This is a genomic window from Streptomyces sp. AC558_RSS880 (assembly GCF_019049255.1).
GTDB lineage: Bacteria > Actinomycetota > Actinomycetes > Streptomycetales > Streptomycetaceae > Streptomyces.
This window is the reverse complement of record NZ_JAGMUJ010000115.1, coordinates 83759-104318: the sequence shown is the minus strand read 5'-3', so window position 1 is coordinate 104318 and position 20560 is coordinate 83759. Positions and strand designations below refer to the sequence as shown.

Below are 20560 nucleotides of genomic sequence, written 5' to 3'. Positions count from 1 at the left end.
CCTTCGTCGTCCGGACAGGCAGAAGGACGTGGACACGAATCTGCGGAGACGCATCCGCGCGGGGGACCACGACGCCTTCGGCGACCTTTTCGACGCGTACGCGCGCTCCGTCTACAACCATGCCTACCGGCTCACGGGGGAGTGGAGCACCGCCGAGGACGTGGTGTCCCTGACCTTCCTCGACGCCTGGCGGCTGCGCGCGAAACTCGACGAGGAGGGCGGCTCGCTCAGGCCCTGGCTGCTGGGCATCGCCACCAACGTCACGCGCAACACCCGCCGCGCCGCACGGAGGCACGCGGCGGCCGTCGCCCGCCTTCCGCGCGACGAGACGGTGCGGGACTTCGCCGACGAGGTCGCGGGGCGCCTGGACGACGCGGCGCAGCTGGCCCTCGTCCACACCGCCCTGGCCGAACTGCGCCGCCCCGAGCGCGAGGTACTGGCGCTGTGCGTGTGGTCGGGCCTGGACTACGCCGCCGCCGCGGAGGCGCTCGGCGTGCCCGTCGGCACGGTACGGTCCCGGCTCTCCCGCGCCCGGACGAAACTCGCGAAACATCTCAAAAGTCAGGAACCCCCCGCATCCCGCGGACAGATGAGAGGTGACCGCATCACCGCGGTCGGGCCCCTGAGGGAGGGAAACCGATGAACCAGCTCCCCGAACTCCCGGAGAGAGACCTTCCGCCGGCCCGTCACCGACTCCTCAAGGAGCATCTGATGACCGAGATCCGGCGCACCGCCCCCACCGCTTCCGCCCCGAACCCGTCCAGGTGGAGGCGTCCCGCTCTGGTGGCTGCCGCTGCTGTGGCCGTGGTCGCCGCCCTCACCGTCGCCGTACCGTCCGGTGAGCCCGCACCGGCCGCGTCGAAGGAGGCCGTGGCCCTGCTGGAGGACATCGCGCTGGCGGCGGAGCGGGCGGAAGCACCGACCGGCGTCAGGGACGACCAGTTCGTGTACATCAAGAGCAAGGGCGGCTGGACCGTGCACAGGGGCGATGACGTCCCGGCGAAGCTTCAGCCCGTCCACCAGCGCGAGGTCTGGCTGTCGGTGGACGGCTCGCAGGAGGGCATGCTGCACGCCCCCTACGACCGGGCCGACCACGAACCGCTGGAGAAGCAGACGCCCGGTATCCCGTCCAACACCAACTACCGCCACCTCCAGACCCTCCCCACCGAGCCGGACCGGATGTACGAGTGGCTGAACCGTGTCAGCGAGGGCAGCGACAGCAAGGACGAGGCCAACTTCGTCCTCGTCGGCGACCTCGCGCGCGAGTCCCTGATGCCGCCCGAGCAGGCCGCCGCGCTCTACCGGGCGGCGGCGAAGATCCGAGGCGTCTTCGTCGTCGACGACGCGGTCGACGCGGCGGGCCGGCACGGGATCGCGGTCGCCCGGGTCGACGACGGGGAACGCGTCGAGCTGATCTTCGACAAGAAGACCAAGGAGTTCCTGGGCGAGCGCGAGGTGGCCGTCGAGGACCTGCCCTGGGGCTTCGAGAAGGGCGAGGTGACCGGCCGCTTCGCCGTCCTGGAGCGGGCGGTGGTGGACAAGCGGGGGCAACGGCCGTGACCGGGCTCCCCGGTCTCCGGTGCCCTCGCTCCACAGCTGTGGATGACGCGCGGAGACCCCCGCGGAGGAGGCGGCGGTCTCCGCGTGCGCCGACGGGACGCCGACCTCTTCCGATCCGGCGCGTGCGGTGACCGGAGCGATCGATTCCACGGGGCCGGTGTCCCCTGTCGGCAACCCGCCGTACACGCTCTGTACGCTGTCCCGATCACCGCCGCGCGGGCGGCAGTTGGGGCTGGGAGGAACGTCATGGGTGCCGCACCGGTACTGGAGGAGCTGCGGGAGGTCTGCCAGCCGCAGGCCAAGATGGCGAGCCGCAACGGCGAGCACTGGGCCGGCCGGCTCTACATGCGCAAGGTCTCCCTGCGTACCACCCGCCATCTGGTCCGCACCCCCGTCACCCCCGACCAGCTCACCTGGACCATGGTGGTGTGCGGAGTGGCCTCCGGCGCCGCGCTGATGATCCCCGGCCTGACCGGCGCGATACTCGCCGTGATCCTCATGCAGCTGTTCCTGCTCTTCGACTGCGTGGACGGCGAGGTCGCCCGCTGGAAGGGGCAGAACAGCGCGGCCGGCATCTACGTCGACCGGCTCGGCGCGTACCTCGCGGACGCGGCGCTGATGGCGGGCGCCGGCTACCGGGCCGCCGAGTCGGGCGTCGGCGGCTGGCTGTCGGTCGGCATCGCCACCGCACTCGGCGTCGTCCTGCTCAAGGCCTCCACCGACCTGGTGGACGTGGCCCGCGCCCGCCGCGGACTGACCGTCGCCGACGACGAGTCGACCCGCCCCCGCTCCCAGGGCGTCGCCACGGTCCGCCGCGTCGCTGCCGCGTTCAAGATCCACCGGGTGACCAACGGCATCGAGGCGTCCCTCGTCCTCCTCGTCGCGGCGGTCGCCGACACGGTCACCGGCGGCATCGAGCCCACCCGCTGGGCGCTGGGCGCGCTCGCCGTCATCACCTGGGTGATGGTCCCGGCCCACCTGCTGTCGATCCTGTCGTCGTCCCGCCTGCGCTGAGGCGTTCCCGGTGCCCCCGGCAGCCGGAGCCCGCGCGCTCGGCGTCGGCTCCGCTGCTCCTACGCACTCAGAAGCTGGAGAACGGTGTTGACCGCCTCCACGATCGGCACGCCCAGGGCCCCGGCGGTCGCGGCGACGCCGGCGACGGCCAGCAGAGCGCGGGTGCGGGTCTGCGTGTCGACTGCGGCGTCGGGGGCGATGACCGGCAAGGACTCGTCGATCGTCTGGGCGCTCAGGGGCGGCAACTCGGCTTTCAGCTCCCGCAGCTGTCGCGTCAACTCCTCGATGGCGGCACGCGTCCGGGGATCCAGGACGGTCGGCGCCGCGTTCTTCACGATGCCCCGGTTGCCCGATCCGCCGTACATCTCGACACGGTCGCCGAAGTGGTAGTGGTCGCCGCTCACGCCTTCTCCATCCCCACGTTGCCCGATCCGCCGTACATGTTGACGTTGTCGCCGAAGTGGTAGTGCCTGGGATTGATCGAGAGCGTCCCGACTTTCACCTTGAACTCGGTCTCGGGATTCTCGATCGCGTTCACGACGTAGTCGACGAGCTGGTCGAGGTGTTGGGTGTTCTCGCTGGTCACCAATGCCGTCGACGCACCGGACGTCTCGATGGCCATCACCCAGTGCGATGCGGCGGTCAGCACTGCCCCCAGATCTCCGACGCAGTAGATCAGCGCCACGGCGGCGCCGAACCAGACGACTCCGATGACGGTTCCCGCGATGCCGTCGTCGCCGTCGAGGGTGGCGGCCCAGCTGACGACGGTCACGGCCAGGGCCACCGACAGGATGATCGCCACGCGCTTGAAGAACAGTACGGTCGCCTCACCGCGCCGTGGAACGAGCAGGAACGTGTACACCCGTGTGATGTTTCGCAGGGGGTAGGCCGCGCTACCGACCCACAACAGGCGCTTGCCGACCCGCAGCTCCACGCCTCCCGACCGCTGACCCGGCAACGACGGCGGTGGAGGTGTGATCCGGTTGTGCCAGGGTCTGTCGTTGCCGCCGGATGCGCGGGACCGAGGCGCTTGTGAGGAGAGCTCCTGTGCCGCCTGCGGGTTCTCGGGTCTCTCCATGTCCTGCCTGATCCCCCTGGAATATGTGACGCCCATCACCGGGTGACGAACCTTAACGGGGTCGAAGCGATCGACACCGCTCCTTTTCGGACATAGTAGGTGTGCGTGCGGCCTGATCCGCCTCGACTCGTGCCGCGCGACTCGTCCGTCACCGACGGGGCGCGGCATCCCGTGCGGGCCGGCGGTCCGCATCCCGTGCGACCGCTCGCACGTCGCCCGCGGGGGAGAGGTACCGACGCGATGAACAGGCGCGAACGGGGGGCGCCGGGGTGTACGTTCGGCGCCCCGCCCACAGGGCCACCCTTGCCGAAATTTCGTGAGCAATGATCAAGGGCGTGTTCACACCCCCGACATCTGAGCGCTGCCCCAACACGATCGACCGGGATGCTCACACAGTTTGAACTCCCTCCCTCCCCCGGGCCCTCGGCATTGCGCCGATCCGGCGGACCCGTCGGTGGTCGGCCGGGAACGGTGGCGGAACTCCTCCGCACTGCGGGACGCGCCCGAAGACATCGCGGACCCCATCGTCGAATGCACCGCACAGGGCCTGGGCAAGCACCCGGCCAAGCACCTCTGGAGGAACCTGGCGGCCGTGGACCTCTCCCTCTACAAGTCCTACCTCGTCGAAGAGATCCGGGAAGAAGCCCGCGCGGAAACCCTCCTCAAGAGCCGCGCCGAGGACATCCTGCTCGTCCTGGAGCAACGCGGCCTCGACATCCCCGACGAGATCCGCAGCCGCGTCACGGACCGCGGCGACCCCGGCCTCCTCCGCCGCTGGCTCACCCGCACCGTCGCCGCCCCGAAGGCCGAAGAGATCTTCGTATGACGGTGACGCCCCGCTCGCCCGGATCCGTGTAGAGGCGCAGTACGGCTCAGGGAAAGGGCGGCGGTCGAAGTGCCGTACGGCGTACGGCACTTCGGCGAACACGGGTGCGAATGGCTCTATGCTTGGCCCTGCCCCCATGGGCCGAGATCGCACGCCGGGAGGCATTTGTGTCAGCGCTGGAGCCGGACGACCCGCACTCCGTCGGGGCGTACCGCTTGCTGAGCCGGCTGGGCGCGGGCGGGATGGGCCAGGTGTTCCTCGGGCGTTCCCCGGGCGGGCGGCTCGTCGCGGTCAAGGTGGTGCACGCCGAGCTGGTGCGCAGGCCCGAGTTCCGGGACCGGTTCCGCCGCGAGGTCGAGGCGGCCCGCAAGGTCAGCGGCGCCTTCACCGCTCCGGTCGTCGACGCGGACCCGGACGCGCCCCTGCCGTGGCTGGTGACCAGCTACATCGCCGGGCCGTCGCTGGAGCAGGCGGTCGTCGAGCGGGGGCCGTTCGAGGCGGGGGCGGTCCTCGCGCTGGCGGCCGGACTGGCCGAGGCGCTGGTGTCGATCCACGCCGTGAACCTCGTCCACCGCGACCTCAAACCCTCCAACGTGCTGCTCGCCGAGGACGGGCCCCGCGTCATCGACTTCGGGATCGTCCGCAGCGTCGAGGCCGACTCGATCACCGGCACCGGTCTCGTGGCCGGCTCACCCGGATTCATGTCGCCCGAACAGGTCAACGGTGACACGATCACCCCGGCCAGCGACGTCTTCTGCCTGGGCGCGGTGCTGGCCTTCGCGGCGACCGGCGCGAATCCCTTCGGTGAGGGGCCGACCCCCGCGCTGCTCTACCGCGTGGTGCACAACACCCCCGACATCGGCGCCGTCACCGACCCGGCCCTGCACGCCCTCATCGGCGACTGCCTCGCCAAGGACCCGGTCCGCCGCCCCACCCCGCGCGAGATCCTCGCCCGGGTCGGCGCACTGGGCAACGAGAGCACGATGGCCCTGCGCCACCTCGGCCCCTGGTCGGCGGGCAACGGTCCCGAGTCCCCGACCGCGGCCGGTACGCCCCTCCCGGGCGCCCGCCCCACGGACCCGGGGGCCCTGACGAACGTACTTCCGCGCGACGGCGGGCCCGGCGGCCTCCCGCCGCAGGCGACCATGGTGGCGCCGCGGTTCCACGACCAGGCCACCCGGGCCGACACCACCCCTGAGCCGGCGCCCGCCGCGACGGGGCCGACCGGCCACCGGGCGGGCCGGGAACGTGGCGGCAGCCGGCGGGCCTTCCTGCTCCTCGGCGTCGGCGCGGGCGCGGTCGCCGCGGCCGGTGTCGGGACGGGGTTCTGGCTCAACCGGTCGGCCGCCGCGGACCGGGACCGGGCCACGCCCCCCTCCTCGGCCTCCCCCTCGTCCTCACCCTCCGCCGCCCCCCAGCCCGTCCGGCCCGTCGGGCACTGGCCCCTCGACGAGGCCTCGGGCACGGTCGCGCGGGACATCGCGGGCGGCCGTCACGACGGCGCCGCGACCGGCGTGACCTGGCTGCCCGGTGGAGGCGGAGCCGTCTTCGACGGGCAGGGCAGCCAGATCGTGACCGGGGGGCCGGTGCTGGAGACCGGGAAGGGCCGGAGCTTCACGGTCGCCGCCTGGGTCCGGCTCTCCGCCGCACCGGGGAACTGGGCCACCGCCGTCAGTCAGGACGCCGGGGACGCCAGCGGCTTCTACCTCCAGTACGCCGTCGAGGAGAACCGCTGGGCCCTCTCCCGCCCCGGCCTGCGCGCCGCCGGCCGCAGCGAGCCCGTCGTGAACGTCTGGACCCACCTCGTCGGCGTCTGCGACGGCCGGGCGCGCACACTGCGGCTGTACGTCAACGGCGTACAGGAGGCGGAGGCCGAGGACACCCACCCGATGCCCGCCACCGGCCCCTTCATCATCGGCCGGGCATCGTACGGCGGTCGGGCCGTCGACTTCTTCCCCGGCGCCGTCCGGGACGTGAGGGTCTTCGACCGGCCCCTCACCGCCGCCCGGATCAAGAAGCTCGGCTGACCCGCCCCTGCGCCCCGCCCGCGATCATCCGGGGTCCGCGCTGATCGACCGCCAGATCCGGTCGGGCAGGACGCGAGCCGCCTCGTCGCCGGAGAAGCGAGGCCGCCGGACACGGGTGATCCCCGTGGTCATCCCCGTCGACGGGCGGCTTCACCCTGCGCAACGCGTCGAGCGGACAGTGCCTCACCGCCTCCGACACCACCTCGTACGGCAATGTCGCCGGGGGCGGCTGCGCCGCCGCGACGGCCCGCTGGAGTCTGCGGAGCGTCTCCTCCGGCACCTACCGGATCGTCCACCAGGCGTCCGGCACCTGCCTGTCCGGCTACGGTTCGATGCACAGCGCGACCTGCGGTGCGGACAACGCCCAGGAGTGGCGTCTCGGTTCCGGCGGCACCGTGGTCCTCACGGACAACGGCCTGTGCCTGGAGCACGCCACCCCGAGCGGCATGATCATGCGGCGGACGTGCACCGGCTCGGCGGCCCAGAGCTGGACCCGGAGCTGACGAGGAGCCGACGCGGGGACGGTCAGGCGGGCCCTCCGCGCTCGCCGTCCCCCGGCTTGTCGTCCTTGTCCCTCTCCTCGTCCAGCGACTTCAGGAACTCGGGGTTGTCGTCCGGTGCCACCCACTGCCGGCCGCCGCCCCGGCTCCAGGCGGAACCGACGGAGCCGCCCGCGCCCGCGGGGTGCCGCTTCTTGCCGGCGATCAGCCACGAGATCGAGCCGACCAGCGGGAACAGCAGCACGAGGATCGCCCACAGCGGCTTGGGCATGTGGCGGATGTCGTCGTCCTTCGTGCTGATGCAGTCGATGAACGCGTACACGCTCAGGGCCAGTGGCACCAGGAACATCAGCACCCGCAGCATGGGCCTCTCCAGCGAAAGCGGTGGGCGGTACAGGGCCAGGGTAACCGCTCGGGGATACTTGACCGCATGGCTTACGACGATCTTCGCTCCCTGCTCAGGGCGCTGGAGCGCGAGGGCGACCTCAAGCGCATCAAGGCCGAGGTCGACCCGTATCTGGAGGTCGGTGAGATCGTCGACCGGGTGCAGAAGGCCGGCGGTCCCGCCCTGCTCTTCGAGAACGTGCGCGGCTCGAGCATGCCCCTCGCGATGAACGTGTACGGCACGGACCGCCGCCTGCTGAAGGCGCTGGGCCTGAAGTCGTACGCGGAGATCTCCGAGAAGATCGGCGGGCTGCTGAAGCCCGAGCTGCCGCACGGGTTCGTCGGGGTGCGCGAGGCGTTCGGGAAGCTCGGCGCGATGACGCACGTACCGCCGAAGAAGGTGAAGGACGCGCCCGTGCACGAGGTCGTCCTGCACGGCGACGACGTGGACCTCGAACAGCTCCCCGCGCTGTTCACCTGGCCCAAGGACGGCGGCTCCTTCTTCAACCTGGGCCTCACCCACACCAAGGACCCGGAGTCGGGCGTCCGCAATCTCGGCCTGTACCGCCTCCAGCGCCACGACCGGCGCACCATCGGCATGCACTGGCAGATCCACAAGGACAGCCGCAACCACTACCAGGTGGCCGCCCGGCGCGGCGAGCGCCTGCCCGTCGCCATCGCCTTCGGCTGCCCGCCCGCCGTGACGTACGCCTCCACCGCCCCCCTCCCCGGCGACATCGACGAGTACCTGTTCGCCGGGTTCCTGCAGGGCAAGCGGATCGAGATGGTCGACTGCAAGACCGTTCCGCTCCAGGTCCCGGCGCAGGCCGAGGTCGTCATCGAGGGCTGGCTGGAGCCCGGCGAGATGCTCCCCGAGGGGCCGTTCGGCGACCACACCGGCTTCTACACCCCGCAGGAGCCGTTCCCGGCCCTGAAGATCGACTGCGTGACGATGCGCAAGCGCCCGTTGCTCCAGTCCATCGTCGTCGGCCGCCCGCCGACCGAGGACGGACCGCTGGGCCGCGCGACGGAGCGCTTCTTCCTGCCCCTCCTCAAGATCATCGTCCCGGACATCGTCGACTACCACCTCCCCGAGTCCGGCGGCTTCCACAACTGCGCGATCGTCTCGATCGACAAGAAGTACCCCAAGCACGCGCAGAAGGTCATGCACGCCATCTGGGGCGCCCACATGATGTCGCTGACCAAGCTGATCGTGGTCGTCGACTCCGACTGCGACGTCCACGACCTGCACGAGGTCTCCTGGCGGGCCCTCGGCAACACCGACTACGCCCGTGACCTCACCGTCGTCGAGGGTCCCGTCGACCACCTCGACCACTCCTCCTACCAGCAGTTCTGGGGCGGCAAGGCGGGCATCGACGCGACGAGGAAGTGGCCCGAGGAGGGGTACACGCGCGACGGCGGCTGGCCCGACATGGTCGAGTCCGACCCGGACACGGCCGCGCTCGTCGACCGCCGCTGGAAGGAGTACGGACTGTGACCTCGGCCTCCGCCGCGCTTCCGCAGCAGCCGGGACGCACGAAAGCCTTCCTCCGCCTGGTGATGATCGAGCACTCGGTCTTCGCCCTCCCCTTCGCCTACATCGCCGCCCTCACCGCGATGTACGAGTGGGACGAGAACATCCACTGGGGCCGGCTGTTCCTGGTCACCGTCGCCATGGTCGGCCTGCGCACCTTCGCCATGGCCGCCAACCGGATCATCGACCGCGAGATCGACGCCCGTAACCCGCGCACCGCGCACCGCGAGCTGGTCACCGGCGCGATGTCGGTCAAGCACGCCTGGACGGGCGCGCTCATCGCCCTCGTCGTCTTCCTCGGCGCCGCGGCCCTCCTCAACCCGCTCTGCCTCGCCCTCGCACCCGTCGCTGTGATCCCGATGGTGGTGTATCCGTACGGCAAGCGGTTCACCGACTTCCCGCAGGCCATCCTCGGCCTCGCGCAGGCCATGGGCCCGGTCGGCGGCTGGCTGGCGATCACCGGTTCGTGGTCCTGGGACGCGGTCGTCCTCGGCCTCGCGGTCGGCATCTGGATCGGCGGCTTCGACCTCATCTACGCATGTCAAGACGTCGCCGCGGACCGCGCGATCGGCGTGAAGTCGGTCCCGGCCCGCTTCGGCATCCCGGCCGCGATCTGGGGCGCCCGCGGCTGCCACGCCGTCACCACGGCCCTCTTCGTCTGGTACGCGCTCCTCACCGACGCCGGCGCCTTCTTCTGGCTCGGCCTGCTGATCGTGGCCGGCGCCTTCGTCTACGAGCACACCATCGTCCGCCCGAACGACCTGAGCCGCCTGAACCGGGCGTTCTTCAGCGTCAACGGCTTCATCGGCATCGCGTTGTTCGTGTGCGCGCTGCTGGACCTGCTGGTGCGGGGCCTGACGGTGTAAGAACGTCGGCGCGCGGCCGGGGCTCAGCCCTGGGGCTCCTGCGGCTTGGCGTCGATCTCGCGCAGGCCCTGGTCCTTGAGTTCGGTGCGTGCCTCGGTGCGGTGGCCGCGGGCGATGTAGTCCCGTACGACCACCTCGATCGCGTCCTGGGGCGAGCCGACCCCCGCCAGGACCATCACTTCCACCACGAGTTCGGCGTCGAGACTGATGTTGACCTTGGCCACCGCTCCCCCTCATTCCGCGTCGCCTCCGCACTCTAGCCGCCCGGGCCGCCGGACCCGAAGGCCTCCGGCCGGTCCTGAGAACGGAAGCCCGCCGTCCGCCGGTAGGCTCGAGTTGTGAACGCAGGAGAAACGCGGCGCAAGCCTTGGATCGTGGGGGTGTCCGGGGCGTCCGGGACGCCCTACGCAGCCGCTGTGCTGCGTGCGCTTCTGGCAGCGGGGGAGAGCGTCGACCTCGTCGTCAGCCGGGCCTCCCGGCTCACCCTGCTGGACGAGACCGGCATCGCCTTCCGGGACGCCCACTGGCGTGACGACCTGCGGGAATGGCTGTCCCGGGGTGCGGACGGCAAGCCGGACACGTTCACCGTCGACCTCGACGGCGTACGGCACTGGGCCGCCGGTGACCTCGCGGCCGGGCCGTCCTCGGGGTCGTACCCGAGCAAGGGCATGCTGATCGTGCCCGCCTCCACGGCCTGTGTGGCCGGGGTGGCGCTCGGGCTGTCCAAGGACCTGTTGCAGCGGGCGGCGAGCGTCACCCTGAAGGAGGGACGCACGCTGGTCGTGGCCGTACGGGAGACCCCGTTGAACGGCCAGACGCTGCGGCACCTGGTGACGCTGGACGACGCGGGCGCGAGCGTGGTGCCCGCCTCACCGGCCTTCTACGCGGGCGCGACGCACATCCAGGACCTGGTGGACTTCGTCGCCGGACGCGTACTCGACGCGGCGGGTGTCGAGCACGGGCTCTACCGCCGCTGGAAGGGCGAACTCGGCGGCGGATCCCGCACGGACTGAGCACTTCCCGCAACACCCCGGCATGTGCAGAACTTTCAGACCTCTTCGGTTCCAGTGGAAGGTTTCGATTCGATGGACGCGGTGGACAGGCAGCTCATCCAGGCCCTGAGGGAGAACGGCCGGGCCTCCTACGCGGAGCTGGGGCGCCTCGTCGGCCTGTCGGGACCCAGCGTCACCGACCGCATCAACCGGCTGGAGGCGGCCGGTGTCATCACCGGCTACCGCGCCACCGTGGACGCCGCCTCGCTGGGCCTCGGCGTCACCGCCCTGATCGGCATCTCGCTCTCCGACGCCGCCGACCACGAGGACGTGGCGCAGCGGCTGCGGGACCTGAAGGAGATCGAGGACTGCTGGTTCATCGCCGGCGATGATTCCTTCATGCTCAAGGTCCGGGCGACCGACGTGGACGGCCTGGAGAAGACCATCCGCCGGCTGTCCGGCACCAAGGGCGTCTCCCGGACCCGTACGACCATCGTGCTCTCCACCAAGTGGGAGAACCGCGTCGGTGAGCTGCCGGAGGAGGCGGAGTAGCCGGGGCGTACGGTTGACGGGGTCTGCCTGGAGAGGTCGAGGGAAAGAGGGATCGGCATGGACGTCGGGCTCAAGCGCGAGCTGGAGGAGAAGGTCAGGGCGGGTGTGCGCCTGACCCGTGAGGACGGCATCGCGCTGTACGAGTCGGACGACCTGGCCTGGCTGGGCGGGCTGGCGCACGAGGTGCGGACGCGGCTGAACGGCGACGTCGTGCACTTCAACGTCAACCGCCACCTCAACATGACCAACGTGTGCACCGCCTCCTGCGCCTACTGCTCCTTCCAGCGCAAGCCGGGGGAGAAGGACGCGTACACGATGCGCATCGAGGAGGCGGTGAAGCTCGCCAAGGCGATGGAGTCGGAGAACCTGACCGAGCTGCACATCGTCAACGGGCTGCACCCCAACCTGCCGTGGCGCTACTACCCGCGCTCGCTCAGGGAGCTGAAGGCCGCGCTGCCGGACGTCTCGCTGAAGGCGTTCACCGCCACCGAGATCCACCACTTCGAGACCATCTCCGGGCTGAGCGCGAGCGAGATCCTCGACGAGCTGATCGACGCCGGGCTGGAGTCCCTCACCGGCGGCGGCGCGGAGATCTTCGACTGGGAGGTGCGGCAGCACATCGTCGACCACCGCACCCACTGGGAGGACTGGTCGCGCATCCACCGGCTGGCGCACGAGAAGGGGCTCAAGACCCCGTGCACCATGCTGTACGGCCACATCGAGGAGCCCCGCCACCGTGTGGACCACGTGCTGCGGCTGCGTGAGCTGCAGGACGAGACCGGTGGCTTCCAGGTCTTCATCCCGCTGCGCTACCAGCACGACTTCGTGGACATGAAGGACGGCAAGGTGCGCAACCGGCTCCAGGCGCGGACGCAGATGGCGACCGGCGCGGAGGCGCTGAAGACGTTCGCGGTGTCGCGGCTGCTGTTCGACAACGTGCCGCACGTCAAGGTGTTCTGGGTGATGCACGGCGTGCAGACGGCGCAGCTGGCGCTGCAGCACGGGGCGGACGACATGGACGGGTCGGTGGTCGAGTACAAGATCACGCACGACGCGGACAACTACGGCACGCCGAACAAACTCACCCGTGAGGATCTGCTGGACCTGATCCGGGACGCCGGGTTCCGGCCGGTGGAACGGAACACGCGGTACGAGATCATCCGGGAGTACGAGGGTGCGGACCCGGCACGCCGGGAGTCGCCGCAGCCGATGCGGGTGTGAGGCGAAGGGGCTCCGCCCCTTCGACCCCGCCAGGGGGCCCCCGCCCCCTGGCCCCCCGGCCCATGCCCGCCCACCACCCGACTCGGTGGCTCAAGAAGCGAGGACCGGGCCGTCGCGGCTGGCGCTCGATGCGTGGAAGGTGCCGGGTGCCTGGTCCCACTCAAGGGGCGCGGGGCCGTCTCGATGTGCGGCTCCGCCGCGTGGGCGCGACCAGCCCCCACCCTGCCGCAGCCGGCACGGGTCCGAAGCCCTGCGCCGGGTACCCGGCCCCCATGGCTTCCGAAGACGCCTACACGGCGGAGCCCTTCGTGCCCGCGCGGGGCGGTCTCCCCGCCCTGCGCAAGGCTGCCGCCGACTGCCGTGGTTGCCCCCTGCACAGGGACGCCACCCAAACCGTGTTCGGCACCGGAGACACCGACGCCCGCGTCATGCTCGTCGGGGAGCAGCCCGGTGACCAGGAGGACCGCCAGGGCAAGCCCTTCGTCGGTCCCGCGGGCAGACTGCTCGACCGGGCACTCGAAGAAGCCGGCATCGACCCGGCGGACGCGTACGTCACCAACGCCGTCAAGCACTTCAAGTTCACCCGGGCCGCACCCGGCAAGCGCCGCGTCCACAAGTCCCCCACCCAGCGCGAGGCGGCCGCCTGCGGGCCCTGGCTCGCCGCCGAACTGGCCCTCGTCGAACCGGAACTGATCGTCGTGCTCGGCGCGACCGCCGGGAAGGCGCTGCTCGGCTCCTCGTTCCGGGTCACCCAGGTGCGCGGCACGGTGCTGGAGGAGGAGATCCACGGACGCCCCGAGCGGCTGGTGCCCACGGTCCACCCCTCGGCGGTGCTGCGGGCGGACGACCGGGAGACGGCGTACCGCGGGCTGGTGTCCGACCTGAAAGTGGCTGCGCAAGCTCTTGAGTAAGGGCTAGTATCCTCGCATGCCCCTTACTTTCACGTTCGATCCCGTGGTCACCCCCGAACTCCGCGACGGCATTCTCGACCTGTGGACCGACGTCACCAACGCCGGCGGGGCGGTCGGGTTCGTACCGCCCGTGACGCGGGAGGACATCCGCCCCAGCCTGGTGCGGCAGCTCGTGTCCATGACGGAGGAGCGCTCCCGTCTGCTCGTCGGGCACGACGAGGAGGGCAGGGTGGCCGCGACCGCGTTCCTCACCTTCAACACCCACCACCTGATGACCCACTGGCTCTGGCTCTACACGGTGATGGTCCACCCCCGCCACCAGGGCAAGGGCTACGGCCGTGACCTGCTGGCCGCCGCCGAGCGGTCCGCCCGCACCGTCGACGGCATCGAGGCGATCCGGCTCACCTGCCGCGGCGGCCTCGGCCTGGAGCGCTTCTACGCCTCCTGCGGCTACAAGGAGGTCGGCCGGGTCCCGGACGCCATCCGGGTGGCCCCCGGCGACGACCGCGACGACATCGTCATGCTGCTGCCGCTGACCTGATCCCCGTACCCCGCTGAAAGATCCGCGTCCGGTCGTGCTTCACTGGACATCGTCCCTTTGGGGCGTTCTGACCGTACGCAGGGAAGAGTGGATGAGATGCTCCGCTACACACTGATGCGCCTCGGAGTCTTCGCGGGCTGCCTCGTGGTCGTCTGGGGCCTCGTCCACTCCGGCCTCGCCCCGCGCGGCCTCGGTGACTCCAACGGCCTGTGGATCATCCTGCTCGCCCTGCTGATCTCGGCCCCGATCAGCCTCGTCGTGCTCCGCAAGGAGCGGGACCGGGCCTCCGAGCGGATCGTGCAGCGGGTGAACCGGGCCAAGGCCGACCTGGAGGCCAACCGCAACCAGGAGGACGCGGCCGACGAGACCGCCCGCACGCAGGGACAGGCGCAGGGACAGGCCTCGTAACCTCCGTCACACCCGCGCACCGCACTCGGGCGCCCCGGTTTCCGAACTGACCTGGAAACCGGGGCGCTTTGCGTTGTGTGGACGCCTTCGGCCTCCCGCCTCTCAAAGCAAGGCTTTGAGGATCCCAAAGCTCAGGTGTTACGGTCTCCGGGTGAAGTCAGCAGCCGTGTTCCCCACGCCCCGGAGTGTTCCGCTCGTGGCGCGTCTGCACGTGGACCTCTGCCGGGTCACTTCCGCGAACTGTCGTCACTGACGTTCCGCCGCGCCCCGAGTCCACGTCACTTTCCCACGCGTCCCCCTTACCGGAGCATGTCCGTGTCCACGAACACGCAGTTCAAGCTGCCCGTACGCGCGCCCTTCTGGGCCCAGATACTCACCGGCCTCGTCCTGGGCGTCCTGCTCGGCTGGCTCGCCCGCAGCCAGGACGTCTCCTGGCTGGTCACCACCCTGGAGAAGGTCGGCGGCACCTTCATCGGCCTGCTGAAGCTGGCCGTCGCCCCGCTCGTCTTCTTCGCGATCCTGGTCTCCATCACCAACCTGCGGAAGGTCAACAACGCGGCCCGGCTGGCCTCGCGGACCCTCCTCTGGTTCATGATCACGTCGCTGATCGCGGTGGCGATCGGCCTGGTCATCGGCCTGGTCACCAACCCGGGCGCGGGCACCGGCCTCACCCCGGCGGACGGCTCCGCACCGGAGAAGACCGGCTCCTGGATCGACTTCCTCACCGGCATCGTGCCGACCGACGTCATCACGCCGTTCACCGAGCTGAACGTGCTGCAGATCGTCTTCATGGCCGCCGTCGCCGGTATCGCCGCCCTCCAGCTCGGCGAGAAGGCCCAGCCGATCCTCACCCTGAGCGAGTCCGTCCTCGAACTCCTCCAGAAGGCCCTGTGGTGGGTCATCCGCCTCGCCCCGCTCGGCACCGTCGGCCTCATCGGCAACGCCATCGCCACCTACGGCTGGGACCTGATCGGCAAGTACGCCACCTTCACCGTCGACGTCTACGTCGGCTGCGCGCTCGTCCTCTTCGGCGTCTACCCGGCACTGCTCGCGACCGTCGCCAAGGTCAGCCCCGTGCAGTTCTTCAAGGGCGCCTGGCCCGCGATCCAGCTGGCGTTCGTCTCCCGCTCCTCCGTCGGCACCATGCCGCTGACCCAGAAGGTCACCGAGCGCCTCGGCGTGCCGAAGGAGTACGCCTCCTTCGCCGTCCCGTTCGGCGCGACGACGAAGATGGACGGCTGCGCCGCGATCTACCCGGCCATCGCCGCGATCTTCGTCGCCCAGATCTTCGACATCCAGCTCGGCGTCGGCGACTACCTGCTGATCGCGTTCGTCTCGGTGGTGGGCTCCGCCGCCACGGCCGGCCTCACCGGCGCGACGGTCATGCTCACCCTCACCCTCTCCACCCTGGGCCTGCCCATGGAGGGCGTGGGCCTGCTGCTCGCCATCGACCCGATCCTGGACATGATCCGCACGGCGACCAACGTCGCAGGCCAGGCCCTGGTCCCGGTCATCGTCTCCGCCCGCGAGGGGCTGCTCGACCGGAAGGCGTACGACTCGGTCCACGCCTCCCCGGTCGACGAGCCCCAGCAGGTGGCCGTGGCCGCCTGACCCGGCGACCGACCGGCCGCCGCCCGCACCGACCGCCGCCCGCACCTCCCCGGTGCGGGCGGCGGCGTGTCCGCGGACGGACGGTGAGGGCGGCGCGGACCCGTACGCTAATCGGCATGGGTGCCGTGAAGACGAAGCGGATGCCGCGTGCGGTCCGTGAACAGCAGATGCTGGACGCCGCCGTACGGACCTTCGGCCAACGGGGGTACACGGCCGCGTCGATGGACGAGATCGCCGAACTGGCGGGTGTGTCCAAGCCGTTGGTGTACCTGTACCTGAACTCCAAGGAAGACCTGTTCACCGCGTGCATCCGGCGCGAGGCGACGGCCCTCACCGAGGCCGTGCGCGCCGGTGCCCTCCCCGGTCTGCCGGCCGACCGCCAACTCTGGTCGGGTCTGACGGCGTTCTTCACGCACACCGCCCGGCACCCGGACGGCTGGGCGGTCCTGCACCTCCAGGCCCGCACTCACGGCGAGGTCTTCGCCGCCGAGGTCGCCGCGATGCGCGCGGAGATCGTGGCGTTCGTGACCCAGCTCATCCTCGCCGCCGCCCGTGAGGCGCACCGCGACCCCGACCTCCCCGAACGCGAGGTCTCCGGGCTCGCGGAGGCCCTGGTCGGCGCCGCCGAGTCCCTCGCGGACTGGGCCAACGCCACGCCGGGCGTCACGGCCCGGCAGACGGCGGCGACCCTGATGAACTTCGCCTGGGCGGGTCTCGGCGACCTGATGGCCGGCCGCCGCTGGACCCCGCCCGACGACTCCGAGCCCGACCTCGGTGGCACCGATGCCACCGGGGCTCAGACCGGGCGGACCTCCCCGGTCAGGTGAACCCGGCCGCCGTCGCCACGTAGTTCGAAGCGCCCGCCCTTCGCCGCGTACGTCACCGTTCCCGGCAGCAGCACCGGCGCCCGGAAGTCCGCGCGGACCTCCGCCGCGTCCGGGGTGCCGTGGGCGGCGAGACAGCGGGCCACGGTCCACATGCCGTGCGCGATGGCGCGGGGGAAGCCGAAGAGCCGGGCGGTGAGCGGGTGCAGGTGGATCGGGTTGCGGTCGCCGGACGCGGCACCGTAGCGCCGCCCGACGTCCCCGGACAGCCGCCACTCCTCGACGGCGGGCAGGGGCTCGTGCCCCTCCTCCCCGCCCCGTGCCGGCTGCCCGGCGGTCCGGTGCCGGGCCAGGTACGTGCTCCGTGACTCCCATACGACGTCTCCGCCGTCCCGCAGCTCGGTGACCACGGCGGCCTGGGTGCCGCGCCGGTGCGGGGCCAGTGCGTCGACGTACACCGTCAGCTCGTACGCGCCCGTGGCCTCCGTCGCCCGGTGCCGGGTGATCCGTATCGACGTGTGGACGAGGCCGAGGAGCGGGAGCGGGAAGTTTGGCCCGCTCATCAGCCGCATGGCGAGCGGAAAGCCCAGGACGTGCGGATACGTCACCGGCAGCGCGTCCTTGCCGGTCGGGAAGCCGCAGATCCGCTCGTACGCGGCGAGCCGGACGCTGTCGACGCGCAGACCGGGCAGCACCAGCCGGGTGCGGGGGTGGGCGGCGTCGGGACGGGGCCGCTTGAAGGGCGACAGCAGGGCGCCGCGCGCGAGGAGCGGCGCGAGGGCGGGGGAGTGCGGGAGGACGACGGCCGGTGCGGCCGGTGCGGGTGTCATGGTGCTCACGCCCCCAGCAGGCTCTGGCCGCAGACGCGTACGACCTGCCCGTTCACCGCGCCGGAGGCCGGGTGGGCGAGCCAGGCGGTGGTCTCGGCGACGTCGACGGGCAGGCCGCCCTGGGCGAGGGAGTTCATCCGGCGCCCCGCCTCGCGGATGAACAGCGGGACGGCGGCCGTCATCTTCGTCTCGATGAATCCGGGCGCGACCGCGTTCACGGTCACCCCGTGCCCGGCGAGCGCGTGCGGCGCGAGGGCGCGGACCAGGCCGGTGATCCCGGCCTTGCTCGCCCCGTAGTTGGTCTGGCCGGCGTTCCCGGCGATCCCCGCGATGGACGCCGTGGCGACGATCCGCCCGCCCCGCTTCAGGGCCCCGGCGGCCAGCAGCGCGTCGGTGGTGCGCAGCACGCTCGCCAGGTTCACCTCCAGCACCGGACTCCAGCGCTCGGCCGGCATGTTGACCAGCCGCCGGTCACGGGTGATGCCCGCGTTGTGGACGAGCACGTCGAGGCCGTCGGGGAGGGCTTCGACGATGCGGGCGCCCGCGTCGGCGGCGGTGATGTCGAGGGGGAGCGCCGTCCCGCCGAGCCGCTCGGCGACGCGCCGGGCGTCCGCCTCGGCCCCGGGGACGTCGAGGACGACCACCTTGGCGCCGTCCCGGGCCAGGGTCTCGGCGACCGCCTCGCCGATGCCGCGCGCGGCGCCGGTCACCAGGGCGGTGCGGCCGGAGAGGGGACGGTCCACGTCGTGGGGGAGGGGGGTCTCGTACGCGCCGGTCCCGATCACCTGGCCGCTGACGTAGGCCGATCTGGGGGAGAGCAGGAAGCGGAGGGTGGACTCGGCGGCGGGGGCGTCGGTGAGGCGGACCAGGTTCACGGTCCTGCCCCGCCCGATCTCCTTGCCGAGGGAGCGGGTGAATCCCTCCAACGCCTGCTGGGCGGCGGCCTGGTGGTGGTCGGTGGGGTCGAGCGGGGCGCCGAGCACCACGACCCGGCCGCTCTCGGCGACCGACCGCAGGACCGGATGCAGGGCCGCGTGCACCGCGGCGAGCCCGTCGACGTCCCGTATCCCGCTCGCGTCCAGGACGACGGCGGCGGGCCGGCCGGTGTCGTCCGGACCGAGTCCCGTGCGGGCGAGCACGGGGGCGAGGTCGAGGTCGGACTTCCCGGCCGTCAGGTGGAGCAGGCCGCCGTCCAGCTCCGGCCGCTCCGGTGACCAGCGCCGCAGCGGCGCCGGCTGGGGGAGGCCCAGACGGCGCGTGAGGAAGCGGCCGGGCGCGGTGCCGGTGAAGCCGAGATAACGGTCGGCCATGGGGGATTCCTCCGTGACTGCTCCGAGGCGTGCTTACTCTGGAGTAAGGTTACCGGAGGTAAGACTATGTCACGGTGAGGAGCAGGTCGAGATGAGCACCCTCAAGCCCGCCGCCGTCCGGCGCGTCGCGGTCATCGGCGGCAGCCGCGTCCCCTTCGCCCGCTCCGACGGCCCCTACGCCACCGCCTCCAACCAGGAGATGCTCACCGCCGCGCTGGACGGACTCGTGGAGCGGTACGGACTGCAAGAGCCGGGCGCCGTGGGGGAGTTCGTCGCCGGGGCGGTCCTCAAGCACAGCCGTGACTTCAACCTCGCCCGCGAGACCGTCCTCGGCTCGACGCTCGACGCCCGCACCCCCGCGTACGACATCCAGCAGGCCTGCGGCACCGGACTCCAGGCCGTCATCGCCGCCGCCAACAAGATCGCCCTCGGCCAGACGGAGGCCGCGATCGCCGGCGGCGCCGACACCGCGAGCGACGCGCCCCTCGGCGTCAACGACGACCTGCGCAAGGTGCTGTTGGAGGCGCGGCGCGCCAAGTCGCTCGGGGGCCGCCTGAAGGCGCTGGCGAAGGTGCGCCCGGGGCACCTCGTCCCCGACATCCCGCGCAACGCCGAACCGCGCACGGGCCTGTCCATGGGCGAGCACGCCGCGGTCACCGCACGTGCCTGGGGCATCACCCGCGAGGCCCAGGACGAACTGGCGGCGACCAGTCACCAGCGGCTGGCGGCGGCGTACGAACGCGGCCTGCTGACGGACCTGGTGGTGCCCTTCCGGGGCCTGGCCCGCGACCAGAACCTGCGCCCGGGCTCGACGGTGGAGAAACTCGCCGGTCTGAAGCCGGTGTTCGGCCTCGACGGACCCGACCCCACCATGACCGCGGGCAATTCGACCCCGCTCACGGACGGCGCGGCGCTGGTGCTGCTGGCGAGCGAGGAGTGGGCGGCGGAGCGCGGCCTGGAACCCCTCGCCCACCTGACCGCGTACGAGACGGCCGCCGTGGACTTCGTGCGCGGAGACGTCGCCGACGGCGAGGACGGCCTGCTGATGGCACCCGCGTACGCGGTCCCGCGCATGCTGGAGCGCGCCGGCCTCGGCATGGCGGACTTCGACCTGGTCGAGGTCCACGAGGCGTTCGCCTCCCAGGTGCTGGCCACGCTGGCCGCCTGGGAGAAGCGCGGCCTGGCGCCCGTCGACCGCGCCCGGCTGAACGTGGCGGGCTCGTCCCTGGCGACCGGTCATCCCTTCGCCGCCACCGGTGCCCGCATCGTGGCGACCCTGGCGAAACTCCTCGCCGAACGGGACGCTCCCGCACGCGGGTTGATCTCGATCTGCGCGGCGGGCGGACAGGGCGTGACGGCGATCCTGGAGCGTACGTGAGTGACCCTCAGGTAACCCCCGACACTGCACATCCCCGGCTCGGGACCGTCCCCGGATCCGCACAGACCTTCCACGTCAGGGCCGTACGATCCCCGCACGACCGGTGGTAGTTCCTTCCCCCGCCGACCACCGGTGAGCACCTCGGCGTGCGGGGCACGTACGTCGTGGCATCACGCAGTCCCCCTGCACGCCC

The 20560-nt window shown here is 71.6% G+C and carries 23 protein-coding genes and 1 pseudogene; 18 read left to right on the top strand and 6 right to left on the bottom strand.

The features are described from left to right. Positions 1 to 28 precede the first annotated feature (28 nt). The 3 genes from KUM38_RS29350 to KUM38_RS29340 all read left to right on the top strand — a co-directional run bounded on the left by KUM38_RS29350 (position 29) and on the right by KUM38_RS29340 (position 2574). Positions 29 to 643 carry an RNA polymerase sigma factor gene (locus KUM38_RS29350; RefSeq protein WP_308409087.1) on the top strand — a complete coding sequence of 205 codons (615 nt, stop codon included), beginning with the start codon at positions 29 to 31 and terminating at the stop codon, positions 641 to 643. Continuing rightward, positions 640 to 1560, top strand: a complete 921-nt coding sequence (locus tag KUM38_RS29345) for a CU044_5270 family protein (protein WP_217133661.1) — start codon at positions 640 to 642, stop codon at positions 1558 to 1560. Before KUM38_RS29350 ends, KUM38_RS29345 begins: the two co-directional genes overlap by 4 nt. Before the next feature lie 246 nt (positions 1561 to 1806). After that, positions 1807 to 2574 carry a CDP-alcohol phosphatidyltransferase family protein gene (locus KUM38_RS29340; RefSeq protein ID WP_217133659.1) on the top strand — a complete coding sequence of 256 codons (768 nt, stop codon included), beginning with the start codon at positions 1807 to 1809 and terminating at the stop codon, positions 2572 to 2574. 59 nt (positions 2575 to 2633) lie between these two features. Here KUM38_RS29340 and KUM38_RS29335 read toward each other — a convergent pair whose 3' ends face one another. Together KUM38_RS29335 and KUM38_RS29330 are read right to left on the bottom strand one after the other, a co-directional pair. After that, positions 2634 to 2978 carry a hypothetical protein gene (locus KUM38_RS29335; RefSeq protein ID WP_217133657.1) on the bottom strand — a complete coding sequence of 115 codons (345 nt, stop codon included), beginning with the start codon at positions 2976 to 2978 and terminating at the stop codon, positions 2634 to 2636. Next, positions 2975 to 3508 carry a DUF6232 family protein gene (locus KUM38_RS29330; RefSeq protein WP_308409086.1) on the bottom strand — a complete coding sequence of 178 codons (534 nt, stop codon included), beginning with the start codon at positions 3506 to 3508 and terminating at the stop codon, positions 2975 to 2977. Before KUM38_RS29330 ends, KUM38_RS29335 begins: the two co-directional genes overlap by 4 nt. Positions 3509 to 4106: 598 nt before the next feature. Between KUM38_RS29330 and KUM38_RS29325 the strand changes: the two genes are divergently transcribed. From KUM38_RS29325 to KUM38_RS29315, 3 genes and pseudogenes are all read left to right on the top strand, one after another. Continuing rightward, complete coding sequence (locus KUM38_RS29325; protein WP_374227102.1) at positions 4107 to 4478, top strand: hypothetical protein; 372 nt, start codon at positions 4107 to 4109, stop codon at positions 4476 to 4478. A gap of 167 nt (positions 4479 to 4645) precedes the next feature. Continuing rightward, the gene (locus KUM38_RS29320; protein ID WP_217133656.1) at positions 4646 to 6505 is read left to right on the top strand and encodes a LamG-like jellyroll fold domain-containing protein; all 1860 of its coding nucleotides are present in this window, start codon (positions 4646 to 4648) and stop codon (positions 6503 to 6505) included. A 149-nt stretch (positions 6506 to 6654) separates the two neighbouring features. Continuing rightward, positions 6655 to 7008: pseudogene (locus KUM38_RS29315) on the top strand (RICIN domain-containing protein); the annotation flags it as partial. A gap of 22 nt (positions 7009 to 7030) precedes the next feature. Here the strand turns inward: KUM38_RS29315 and KUM38_RS29310 are convergent. Next, positions 7031 to 7369, bottom strand: a complete 339-nt coding sequence (locus KUM38_RS29310; RefSeq protein WP_217133654.1) for a PLD nuclease N-terminal domain-containing protein — start codon at positions 7367 to 7369, stop codon at positions 7031 to 7033. A gap of 66 nt (positions 7370 to 7435) precedes the next feature. On the opposite strand from KUM38_RS29310, the gene KUM38_RS29305 reads away from it, so the two are divergent. Together KUM38_RS29305 and mqnP are read left to right on the top strand one after the other, a co-directional pair. Continuing rightward, positions 7436 to 8887: a menaquinone biosynthesis decarboxylase gene (locus KUM38_RS29305; RefSeq protein WP_217133652.1), complete on the top strand. Its 1452-nt coding sequence runs from the start codon at positions 7436 to 7438 to the stop codon at positions 8885 to 8887. Then, the gene (mqnP, locus tag KUM38_RS29300; RefSeq protein WP_217133651.1) at positions 8884 to 9789 is read left to right on the top strand and encodes a menaquinone biosynthesis prenyltransferase MqnP; all 906 of its coding nucleotides are present in this window, start codon (positions 8884 to 8886) and stop codon (positions 9787 to 9789) included. The genes KUM38_RS29305 and mqnP overlap by 4 nt, the downstream gene beginning before the upstream one ends. A gap of 23 nt (positions 9790 to 9812) precedes the next feature. On the opposite strand, the gene KUM38_RS29295 is transcribed toward mqnP, so the two are convergent. Then, a complete protein-coding gene (locus KUM38_RS29295; protein ID WP_217133648.1) occupies positions 9813 to 10013 on the bottom strand; it encodes a type II toxin-antitoxin system VapB family antitoxin in 201 nt (66 codons plus the stop codon). Between the two features lie 114 nt (positions 10014 to 10127). On the opposite strand from KUM38_RS29295, the gene KUM38_RS29290 reads away from it, so the two are divergent. From KUM38_RS29290 to KUM38_RS29255, 9 genes are all read left to right on the top strand, one after another. Next, a complete protein-coding gene (locus KUM38_RS29290) occupies positions 10128 to 10802 on the top strand; it encodes a UbiX family flavin prenyltransferase (RefSeq protein WP_217133646.1) in 675 nt (224 codons plus the stop codon). A 72-nt stretch (positions 10803 to 10874) separates the two neighbouring features. Beyond that, positions 10875 to 11333, top strand: coding sequence for an Lrp/AsnC family transcriptional regulator (locus tag KUM38_RS29285; protein WP_217133644.1), 459 nt, complete (start codon positions 10875 to 10877; stop codon positions 11331 to 11333). Between the two features lie 57 nt (positions 11334 to 11390). Continuing rightward, complete coding sequence (gene mqnE / locus KUM38_RS29280; protein WP_217133642.1) at positions 11391 to 12554, top strand: aminofutalosine synthase MqnE; 1164 nt, start codon at positions 11391 to 11393, stop codon at positions 12552 to 12554. 272 nt (positions 12555 to 12826) lie between these two features. Then, positions 12827 to 13465 (top strand): UdgX family uracil-DNA binding protein, encoded by a 639-nt coding sequence (locus KUM38_RS29275; RefSeq protein ID WP_217133640.1) that lies wholly within the window; start codon positions 12827 to 12829, stop codon positions 13463 to 13465. Positions 13466 to 13481: 16 nt separating this feature from the next. After that, positions 13482 to 14006: a GNAT family N-acetyltransferase gene (locus KUM38_RS29270; protein ID WP_217133638.1), complete on the top strand. Its 525-nt coding sequence runs from the start codon at positions 13482 to 13484 to the stop codon at positions 14004 to 14006. A gap of 96 nt (positions 14007 to 14102) precedes the next feature. Next, complete coding sequence (locus tag KUM38_RS29265) at positions 14103 to 14414, top strand: DUF4229 domain-containing protein (RefSeq protein WP_217133635.1); 312 nt, start codon at positions 14103 to 14105, stop codon at positions 14412 to 14414. 151 nt (positions 14415 to 14565) lie between these two features. Then, a complete protein-coding gene (locus tag KUM38_RS43755) occupies positions 14566 to 14667 on the top strand; it encodes a putative leader peptide (RefSeq protein WP_325053529.1) in 102 nt (33 codons plus the stop codon). A 56-nt stretch (positions 14668 to 14723) separates the two neighbouring features. After that, positions 14724 to 16025, top strand: a complete 1302-nt coding sequence (locus KUM38_RS29260) for a dicarboxylate/amino acid:cation symporter (protein WP_217133634.1) — start codon at positions 14724 to 14726, stop codon at positions 16023 to 16025. A 116-nt stretch (positions 16026 to 16141) separates the two neighbouring features. Then, positions 16142 to 16852: a TetR/AcrR family transcriptional regulator gene (locus KUM38_RS29255; RefSeq protein ID WP_217133633.1), complete on the top strand. Its 711-nt coding sequence runs from the start codon at positions 16142 to 16144 to the stop codon at positions 16850 to 16852. Here KUM38_RS29255 and KUM38_RS29250 read toward each other — a convergent pair. After that, the gene (locus KUM38_RS29250; protein WP_217133725.1) at positions 16822 to 17679 is read right to left on the bottom strand and encodes a MaoC/PaaZ C-terminal domain-containing protein; all 858 of its coding nucleotides are present in this window, start codon (positions 17677 to 17679) and stop codon (positions 16822 to 16824) included. The two genes, KUM38_RS29255 and KUM38_RS29250, sit on opposite strands and share 31 nt — an antisense overlap. A 5-nt stretch (positions 17680 to 17684) precedes the next feature. Beyond that, positions 17685 to 18989, bottom strand: coding sequence for a 3-oxoacyl-ACP reductase (locus KUM38_RS29245; protein WP_217133632.1), 1305 nt, complete (start codon positions 18987 to 18989; stop codon positions 17685 to 17687). 91 nt (positions 18990 to 19080) lie between these two features. On the opposite strand from KUM38_RS29245, the gene KUM38_RS29240 reads away from it, so the two are divergent. Continuing rightward, the gene (locus KUM38_RS29240) at positions 19081 to 20367 is read left to right on the top strand and encodes an acetyl-CoA C-acetyltransferase (RefSeq protein WP_217133631.1); all 1287 of its coding nucleotides are present in this window, start codon (positions 19081 to 19083) and stop codon (positions 20365 to 20367) included. Positions 20368 to 20560: the final 193 nt, after the last annotated feature.

Bases quoted from the DNA above. Each gene is read 5' to 3' on its own strand.
- KUM38_RS29345 (WP_217133661.1), top strand. From the start codon at position 640: ATGAACCAGCTCCCCGAACTCCCGGAGAGAGACCTTCCGCCGGCCCGT.
- KUM38_RS29340 (WP_217133659.1), top strand. From the start codon at position 1,807: ATGGGTGCCGCACCGGTACTGGAGGAGCTGCGGGAGGTCTGCCAGCCG.
- KUM38_RS29310 (WP_217133654.1), bottom strand. From the start codon at position 7,369: ATGCTGCGGGTGCTGATGTTCCTGGTGCCACTGGCCCTGAGCGTGTAC.
- KUM38_RS29305 (WP_217133652.1), top strand. From the start codon at position 7,436: ATGGCTTACGACGATCTTCGCTCCCTGCTCAGGGCGCTGGAGCGCGAG.
- KUM38_RS29285 (WP_217133644.1), top strand. From the start codon at position 10,875: ATGGACGCGGTGGACAGGCAGCTCATCCAGGCCCTGAGGGAGAACGGC.
- mqnE (WP_217133642.1), top strand. From the start codon at position 11,391: ATGGACGTCGGGCTCAAGCGCGAGCTGGAGGAGAAGGTCAGGGCGGGT.
- KUM38_RS29275 (WP_217133640.1), top strand. From the start codon at position 12,827: ATGGCTTCCGAAGACGCCTACACGGCGGAGCCCTTCGTGCCCGCGCGG.
- KUM38_RS29270 (WP_217133638.1), top strand. From the start codon at position 13,482: ATGCCCCTTACTTTCACGTTCGATCCCGTGGTCACCCCCGAACTCCGC.
- KUM38_RS29265 (WP_217133635.1), top strand. From the start codon at position 14,103: ATGCTCCGCTACACACTGATGCGCCTCGGAGTCTTCGCGGGCTGCCTC.
- KUM38_RS29260 (WP_217133634.1), top strand. From the start codon at position 14,724: ATGTCCGTGTCCACGAACACGCAGTTCAAGCTGCCCGTACGCGCGCCC.
- KUM38_RS29255 (WP_217133633.1), top strand. From the start codon at position 16,142: ATGGGTGCCGTGAAGACGAAGCGGATGCCGCGTGCGGTCCGTGAACAG.
- KUM38_RS29250 (WP_217133725.1), bottom strand. From the start codon at position 17,679: ATGACACCCGCACCGGCCGCACCGGCCGTCGTCCTCCCGCACTCCCCC.
- KUM38_RS29245 (WP_217133632.1), bottom strand. From the start codon at position 18,989: ATGGCCGACCGTTATCTCGGCTTCACCGGCACCGCGCCCGGCCGCTTC.
- KUM38_RS29240 (WP_217133631.1), top strand. From the start codon at position 19,081: ATGAGCACCCTCAAGCCCGCCGCCGTCCGGCGCGTCGCGGTCATCGGC.